The organism is Chitinophaga sp. 30R24 (assembly GCF_049056765.1).
GTDB lineage: Bacteria > Bacteroidota > Bacteroidia > Chitinophagales > Chitinophagaceae > Chitinophaga.
Map to the genome: position 1 here is coordinate 1 of NZ_JBJGXX010000026.1, position 7,475 is coordinate 7,475.

At 43.9% G+C, this 7,475-nt stretch carries 8 protein-coding genes; 1 reads left to right on the plus strand and 7 read right to left on the minus strand.

Annotated features, from left to right (window positions below; all coding sequences use genetic code 11):
• Positions 1-558: 558 nt before the first annotated feature.
• The 4 genes from ACDQ55_RS21395 to ACDQ55_RS21410 are packed head-to-tail and all read right to left on the minus strand — an operon-like array spanning position 559 to position 4,691.
• Positions 559-1,104 carry an ORF6N domain-containing protein gene (locus ACDQ55_RS21395; protein ID WP_420983683.1) on the minus strand — a complete coding sequence of 182 codons (546 nt, stop codon included), beginning with the start codon at positions 1,102-1,104 and terminating at the stop codon, positions 559-561.
• A 34-nt stretch (positions 1,105-1,138) separates the two neighbouring features.
• Complete coding sequence (locus ACDQ55_RS21400; protein WP_420983684.1) at positions 1,139-2,065, minus strand: tyrosine-type recombinase/integrase; 927 nt, start codon at positions 2,063-2,065, stop codon at positions 1,139-1,141.
• Positions 2,055-3,023: a tyrosine-type recombinase/integrase gene (locus ACDQ55_RS21405; RefSeq protein WP_420983685.1), complete on the minus strand. Its 969-nt coding sequence runs from the start codon at positions 3,021-3,023 to the stop codon at positions 2,055-2,057. Before ACDQ55_RS21405 ends, ACDQ55_RS21400 begins: the two co-directional genes overlap by 11 nt.
• A gap of 51 nt (positions 3,024-3,074) precedes the next feature.
• Positions 3,075-4,691, minus strand: a complete 1,617-nt coding sequence (locus tag ACDQ55_RS21410) for a hypothetical protein (protein ID WP_420983686.1) — start codon at positions 4,689-4,691, stop codon at positions 3,075-3,077.
• 145 nt (positions 4,692-4,836) lie between these two features.
• On the opposite strand from ACDQ55_RS21410, the gene ACDQ55_RS21415 reads away from it, so the two are divergent.
• The gene (locus tag ACDQ55_RS21415) at positions 4,837-5,181 is read left to right on the plus strand and encodes a helix-turn-helix domain-containing protein (RefSeq protein WP_420982572.1); all 345 of its coding nucleotides are present in this window, start codon (positions 4,837-4,839) and stop codon (positions 5,179-5,181) included.
• Between the two features lie 49 nt (positions 5,182-5,230).
• On the opposite strand, the gene ACDQ55_RS21420 is transcribed toward ACDQ55_RS21415, so the two are convergent.
• From ACDQ55_RS21420 to ACDQ55_RS21430, 3 genes are all read right to left on the minus strand, one after another.
• The gene (locus tag ACDQ55_RS21420) at positions 5,231-5,521 is read right to left on the minus strand and encodes a hypothetical protein (RefSeq protein ID WP_420983687.1); all 291 of its coding nucleotides are present in this window, start codon (positions 5,519-5,521) and stop codon (positions 5,231-5,233) included.
• Complete coding sequence (locus ACDQ55_RS21425; protein ID WP_420983688.1) at positions 5,515-6,519, minus strand: RHS repeat-associated core domain-containing protein; 1,005 nt, start codon at positions 6,517-6,519, stop codon at positions 5,515-5,517. The genes ACDQ55_RS21420 and ACDQ55_RS21425 overlap by 7 nt, the downstream gene beginning before the upstream one ends.
• 94 nt (positions 6,520-6,613) lie before the next feature.
• Positions 6,614-7,018 (minus strand): hypothetical protein, encoded by a 405-nt coding sequence (locus ACDQ55_RS21430; RefSeq protein ID WP_420983689.1) that lies wholly within the window; start codon positions 7,016-7,018, stop codon positions 6,614-6,616.
• Positions 7,019-7,475 lie beyond the last annotated feature (457 nt).

Genomic DNA, 7,475 nt, shown 5'->3' on the forward strand with positions numbered 1-7,475 from the left:
AGGTTATGGAAAAACTATTATCTTAAAAAAGGAACTGTAAATGAGGAGCAGGACTAAGAGTAAAACGCAAATCTATTTTAGGACTTATTTTTAAAATCTGTAAACTTATTTTAGGACGAGACACCCCCCTGGCCGCTGGGGCGGTAGCCAGAGCGCAGGCCCTGGAGCGCAGCGGAAGGGCCCAGCGAAGGCGAGCCGCAGCAGGCCGCGCCTTCGTCCTTTATCTCGCCGGGAGCGCCAGCGGACGGCAAAATCAAAAATGGAAGGCCAGGGGGGACGGCGGGGGGCGGACAAAATGGACAGCGAAGGGATGGCGGGCATAAAGGCAACCTCGATTTAAACACCTCCTTAGCCAGACCGGGAGCTGGCCGAACGGAGGGCGAAGGAGCGCAAAAAGCGTGACAGGACGGAGCGCGGCCCCTGTAGCGCAGCGGAAGGGGCAAGCGTAGGACTGGCGCGCCTTTTTGCCGACTAAGCCCGCAGTGAGACCTTTTTACCTGCCACGGCTTTATACTCATGCGTATGATTATTGCATTCCACCAGAACCCTCACTGTTGCCTATTCTGCCGCCTCATCATGCCGTGTAAATCCAATCCTTACCCGTGGTTCCTGCGGAGAACTTAACAACTGTTTCAGATACTCAAAAACAAGCTCTATCTGTTCATCATGGCCAGATACACGCTTTTCCATCTGTTCCAGCTTTAATAATATATCCTTATGCGTTAGTATCATTTCCCGCATCCGGGTAAAGATGCGGACGATTTGGATATTTACGGCAATAGCCCTATCACTATTCAATACGCTGGCCAACATCACCGCACCATGTTCCGTAAAGGCATACGGAAGGTTAGGTGAGAACTTCAGGCTTTTAAGGTGGTCGCATTTTGCGACTACCTCCTCTTTTTCCTCCCCTGTCAACTGGAACATAAAGTCCTCCGGGAAGCGTTTCAGGTTACGTTTTACCTGCTCATTCAGCCGCTTTGTTGGAACGCAATACAGCTCCGCCAGATCCTTATCTATCATTACTCTTTTACCTCTGATCAACAGTATTTTGCTCATAATAGATTCGTCCGGTAACATTACCTCCTTGTCTGTTTTACTCATTACTGATAACTTTTATGTTTAAAAATAGATTTACTTACAACGGATGGAACCTGTTTACAGCTTCCTGTAAGCCATCCAGTACCTGCTGTTTATATGCCTCCGTAGAGCTTACGTATTTATGGCCTGCCAGGTATTGCGCTTTCCTAAGATCATGCTCTTTTAACCAACGGATAATAACACTGGACCTTATCTGATCAAGGTTCTTTATCCTGCTGTTGATCTGCCGTAGCTGCTTTAATAGCATATGAGTAACACCGTAAAAATTCTGACCGCCATCACGCTGTACAAAAAGCTGATCTGTAACTACGCCTTCCGGTAAAAGCTGTTTCCTCACTTCATGCAGGTAGTCCATTATCTCATACACCTGGAAGCTCTCTAACGTCATATTCCTGGCCGCTGTTCTTCGTTTGGCATGTATCATAACCTTACCTTCCCGTAGCTGTAAATCAGGTATTTTTAATGCTGCCACTTCTTCCACACGTAACCCCTGATACACCAGCAGACCCACTATCACCCTGTTACGGCGTCTGGATAAAATGTTCAACTCCTGTGGTGGAACCATCTTTCCGGGTTCATGAGTGATATTAGTAGTATAATTCTGATACAGTTCTTCCAGCGATGCAGGACATAAAATATCATAATAAGAACGGCGTTTAATGCCCTGTATCTTGATGCTGCTGGCGGGGTTATCTTTAATCACTCCTTCACTGATCAGCCATTCATAATACTTGCGTACATGCGTTAGATAACCCGATACGGTTCGTTGTGAAGCTCCGCCAGCACTGCTGCATTTCATAAAAGATAGTAGATCATTGTAACTAATTTCTTCCAGCTCAGGTATGTTATCCCTTTCTGACCACTGGCGCAGATACTCCACCGCACGGACTACCGTATCAATAGTAGCACTGCTGTAACGCTTTATAGATAAGTATTCCCGGAACTTACTGTAATCAGGTTGCATGTTCAGGCTGATTTTGTTGTTCTAAAAAATGAGTATATATCTGTGTACTTTCAAGACTGGTGTGTCCTAAAAAATCTTTGATACGTTCCAGGTTCATACCATTCTGTAACAGGTGTGTAGCAATGCTATGCCGCAACGTATGTAGATGGATGTCCTTTAATTGTAGTTCCAGATTGCCGGATAAAGCTATCTGCACCTTTAGCCGTACCAGCAGCGCCTGACCACTCAACCGCCGACCACTGTAGCCAACAAACAGGGCATCCTGTTTCCCGTTGATAAAATAAGGACGTGCATCATACAGGTACTGTTCCAGGTAGGTAAGACCCTGACGCGTAAGCGGAACAAAACGTTCCCGATGACCTTTGCCCCTACGTACATGTAGCAGAGAGTTATGGAAGTGTATATCACCAGTATCAAGATGATAACCCTCGTTCCGTCTTAGTCCGCAGCCATAGAACACGGCTAACATTGCACGATCACGCATTTGCATGGTTTCATAAAACTGGCTGCCCTTATCATGCTTACGGGATTCATAGGGCTGGTATGTCGTTTCAAAAAGTAGTTTTATTTCCTCCTGCGTTAATACATCTGTAATAATACCTTCTCCGCTCTCTGTGCGTATATCCAGCCTGGGAAGCAGTAGCCTGCCGCTTTGCCGCAGGTAATCCCCGAACTTCTGTAATGCCTGTAAATGTTTATTTAGATAACTATTACTTAACCCGCCACCACGCCGCTGATTAGACCGACCTTTTAACTTATAATAATGATCTTTGAACAGGTGTATATCCAACTGATGTAAACCTGCATAGCCTTTACTTTCAGCGTAATACAGGAACTCCTGTACATGGTTGGGCAACTGGTAAACAGTTTGCCCATTGTAACCAAGTGTACCTAACCACTCTCCGTAACTTTGGACAATATAACGGTAGGCCTCACTTTTTAAGTCAAGCTGTTTCATGATACAATAAATTTTTGTGTGCGGTATGTTTGCTTCGTATAACGTGAGCCGTTAGGCTAACTGCTTCTTTTTCTTACGTTTATCCGGCTCACTGATCTGATGGGCTGCTGGTGAGCTATTGAGCCCTTCCGTCACTTCATCCAGTACAGTAACAATACGTTGCTGTAACTGCTGATATTCTTCATAACTCAACACTTCATAATGATATGCTTTAGTGTAGCGGTTTTCCACCTGCCGTATGTAGCCCACTTGTAATAGAGCGGCATGATGACGTTTTACCGTGCTTAATGGAACACGCAGCATATTACGGATACTACTATTGGTAAAATTCCTTTCACCGCTGCTTTCAAGGTACCTTTTAAGCTGCTCAAAATAATGACGGGTAGCACCGCTCAGCTCATCACTTTTACGCAACAGTATACCTTTCATCAGCTCATTGGCCTGCCTTATATCATCTATGGTTGTTTCAATATAACATTCGCCTGTTAGCTGGTCTATCTGTAACTCCCGCTGGTATTGCTTATAAAAGGTGATCACTTCTATAAAGGCCAGATAATGCGCATTGGTACGGCGCTGTTTAAAAACCTCTTTCGGTATCTTTAACAGCTCTGCATAAGGATTGCGGACAGTAACCGGTTTTAATATGCGTTGCACGTTCTGTAATAACTGGCGGGCCTGTTGTTCGGCAGCGCTGTTTACCTTACCTGCACTTAGTTTCCGCTGATAGTCCATAATACGATCATCCTGCTCTATGCTTTCATCCAGGTATAACAGGAAGCAGCGGTTAGCATTATCTTCATACAGGCTTTCATGAGTAGTGCAACCAGCAATACTAACAGGGCCATATACTTTTAAGTGGATAGTTTTAGTATTGCCGTTACGGTCTTTTATCGTAACGGTTTTACTGATACGCTGCTTACTTTGCAGCTCCCGCAAGGGATACAGGGCAGACCAGATACCATCCAGATCTTCTATCAGTATCAGCTTATGGCCTAACTCACCTTTATCAAAATAATAAAATGCGTTCTCTGTTAAGGCGGTGATCTCGATCTTATCTTCATCAGGCATCAGGTCACCGATCTTTTCCTGCAGATGGCTTTTACCGGTGCCACTACTGCCGAAGCTGATCACATGTAACGGGCGGCTGGTCTTACGGCTGGTAAAGATCAGGTACATGATCAGGCGGTTTAATTCTTCTCCTACCATACCACTGCTGCCGATCATTTCGTTGGTACGTTCCAGTAAGTCAGGCTGTTGTAAAAACTGTATAGCCTGTTCCTGTTCTGCTGCTGTAAGCACTTTCAGCGCTTTTACTTGCTCCTGCTTACGGGCTTCGATCTGTTGCAGGCGGTAGCTTTCCAGTTGGTCGGTGATTTCGCCCAACGCCTGTACTACAGGACTGCTACCGACTTCCAGCCTATCGGCTATCAACCTGGACAGCTTTTCCACCTGGTGATGGTTATATAAATCAAGATTCTGGCGGATGGCAAGATTTGCAATATCAGGATGATCAAGATAGTGCTGGAACTTACGGTTTAATACTTCTACCTTCAACGTGATCCGCATCCGGTCTAAACCATCTAACCGGATACCGCCCAGGATAGTAAAACCCAGTTCCTCCGTTTGGTAAGTAATGGCATCCTGATTATCGATATTGATCTTAGCCATAAAAAATATTTTTTCTTCACCTATTGGTGACAAAGATAATGGATAGGTAAATTAAAAACAAACTTTTAATTGTTGTTTTTCACCTATCAATAAACTAATTTTACTAAAACGCCGATCAATCAGGCATTTTCATCACTTATCAGGTATGGATTTAGGTAATAAAATAGTACAACTGCGTAAAGAGAAGGATCTTAACCGGGACGAACTCGGTAAGGCGGTAGGTACCTCCGGTGCTATCATTGGCCGTTACGAGCGTAATGAGATTACGCCATCTGTGGAAGTAGCCGCCAAGATTGCGGACGCACTGGACGTAAGCCTGGATTATCTGGTGGGTAACACGACCTTTTTAGTGAAGGATAAAAAAATGCTCTATCGCCTGGAGCTGCTGGATAAAATTTCTGAAGAGGACCGTAATACTATTCTGCGCGTGGTAGATGCGTTCCTTAAAGAAGCACAGCTTACTACTACTGCCAAAAAGTTAAAAGCATAAATAATAATGGCCGTGGGTATTCCACGGCCATTATTATTTATGCTTTTGTTTATTTAATCCATCCTTCGCCTAAGACACTCCCTCCTTCATCAAAAGTAAATTTCACCCCTGATTTAAAATAACTATCATCTATCATACCTTTTATAAAACTAATCTCAACATCGCCTTTCGACCCTGGAGAAAAAGAATCCATATCTATAAGTTTAATACTACCCGATATTTTTGTTGTTGCACCCGGAAAGTTAAACAACGGCCTGTAGCCACTCTTAAAAGGAGTTTTTCGTGATTGTTCATCTGAAAACAATTCTATTGTTGCCAAAATATTAATAAGATCTACCATCCTTTAGCGTTAAATGGGTTAGTGGGACGAGGTGAAAAATTTAATGGCTTTACAAAATTAATCTTAGGTAATTGATTCGCTGGTATCGATACTGCTGGCATACCATCTGCTTCAAATCTGGTAACCGTTTTCATGACTGCATTAGGAACTTTCACTTTAATAATCGTATTAGGTGTTTGGTCAAATCCATAATTAAATTTTCCAAACTGAGCGGCATCAGAAGAAGATGTTGCAAACAACTTCCCTGTTTCGTAAGTACCTGGTGACATACTTAGGCCTCCCTTCTCTGCTATACTAGCCAATTCTCCACCTGATACTGCTCTATATAAAGTAGTAGAGTTTAAAGCTCCTATTCCACTTTTAACTAAACCAGCTCCTTTTGATGCGACAACTGTCTCTCCGATCTTTTCAGCTCCAAACCCCACATCGTGGCCTATCTGATCGCTTGTTTTATTAGGAATATCGGCTACATAATTTACTGCATTATCGATCATCTGGGCCCTAGCACCTACTGATCCTTCATCAACATTAAATGGAGACATCGCCGCCATACCATCTAAGGTTTTACCTATCCCTTCTGCTGTTCCCAAACTTTTAACCCAAGCAGCTGTAGATCGTCCTCCGTCTTTTATTCCTTCCCAGGCATTCCTCCAAAAACCAGCACCTGCTATTGTGGTATCCCCTAAAAAGTCACTATATCTAATAGGATTATTATCCATTGCAGCATAAGGAGATACTGCATCATTGGGCTTCGGATCTATCTGCCACCATCTGCCTAACTGAGGATCAAGATTTCTGTAATGAGCCTCATAAGAGTATAAATCCAGATCGCTATTCAATTCAATACCGTTGAACTTATTTCTATTAACTGGATAATTCGAGCCTTTGAGCGCGTTTGAACTTATCCCACTCATGGTGAGTCCAAACGGATAATAATGTGTCTCCTCTAACAACGGGCTTACTGCATTTCTACAGATTACCTTCTGATAAGGACACACATTTTTTTCAAAGATCTGCCTCTAAAATAAGTAAAATCCAGACAGTCATGCCCGGATTTCACTATTTTGCACCTGCTTTATTTAGCGCCACTATTTAAAGCATCTCCAGTGCCTGGGTCATTGTGCCCGGGCACCTTTTCATCTGCCAGGTATTGAACCAACACGACAGATATTTTTCCCGATAAACAGCGTACTTCCTTTCAGCCTCCTGGCTGCCGTTACACCAGCGGTTACGGAGCTGTTCCAGCTCATAGAACATCTGGTGCAGTTCATCATCTTCAAAAAGATGCAGGCCATAACCGCAGTGCGTAAAGTAATCAATCGCCATCCATCGTTCGTTACTGCCGTTTGCGCCGTAAAGATCATGACCCAGGTCATTGATAAAAATCTGTAGAACCCTTGACAGATCAACGTCCAGCAGTTCACATAATAAACGTACCTGTTCCGGTACTTGCAGGGCGTAGCTTTCCTCGCCACGTTGCAGTGGTGTGTTTTTCATAACTATATGTTTAAAAGTTAAAGGATAAAAAAAGTTGATACAGGGTTAAACAAAACACCGTCGGGGAGGATAGATGATGTGTTACTGCCGCTGATGGTATATTCTCCCGTTGACCATAGATCTTATGTCCAGCCTATGTTCCGCCGCTGATCACATCATCTGTTCTCCCCGACGGAAGCGCGACAGTACAAAAGCCGATCAAGGTACTGCCGTTGGTGTTCGCGCAGTCTATTCTCCCGTCGCCGAGTCAGCGGTATAACGTTGACGGCTATATCCTGTCGCCCCAACAAAACGGTCTTCCGCCCCACACCGCCATTCCCCCCTGGCCGCTGTGTGTCTTGTCCTGAAATAGGTTTACACAAAACGTGTAAAAAATGAAGAAAATCGTTAAACCAGAAAATGGTTATTATTTAGAATCTGACAAGCACCTTATCATTAAGGCTTATTTGAGTTCAAA

Coding starts and splice junctions, on each gene's coding strand:
- ACDQ55_RS21395 (WP_420983683.1), bottom strand. CDS start 1,104: ATGAGTAAAACAGACAAGGAGGTAATGTTACCGGACGAATCTATTATG.
- ACDQ55_RS21400 (WP_420983684.1), bottom strand. CDS start 2,065: ATGCAACCTGATTACAGTAAGTTCCGGGAATACTTATCTATAAAGCGT.
- ACDQ55_RS21405 (WP_420983685.1), bottom strand. CDS start 3,023: ATGAAACAGCTTGACTTAAAAAGTGAGGCCTACCGTTATATTGTCCAA.
- ACDQ55_RS21410 (WP_420983686.1), bottom strand. CDS start 4,691: ATGGCTAAGATCAATATCGATAATCAGGATGCCATTACTTACCAAACG.
- ACDQ55_RS21415 (WP_420982572.1), top strand. CDS start 4,837: ATGGATTTAGGTAATAAAATAGTACAACTGCGTAAAGAGAAGGATCTT.
- ACDQ55_RS21420 (WP_420983687.1), bottom strand. CDS start 5,521: ATGGTAGATCTTATTAATATTTTGGCAACAATAGAATTGTTTTCAGAT.
- ACDQ55_RS21430 (WP_420983689.1), bottom strand. CDS start 7,018: ATGAAAAACACACCACTGCAACGTGGCGAGGAAAGCTACGCCCTGCAA.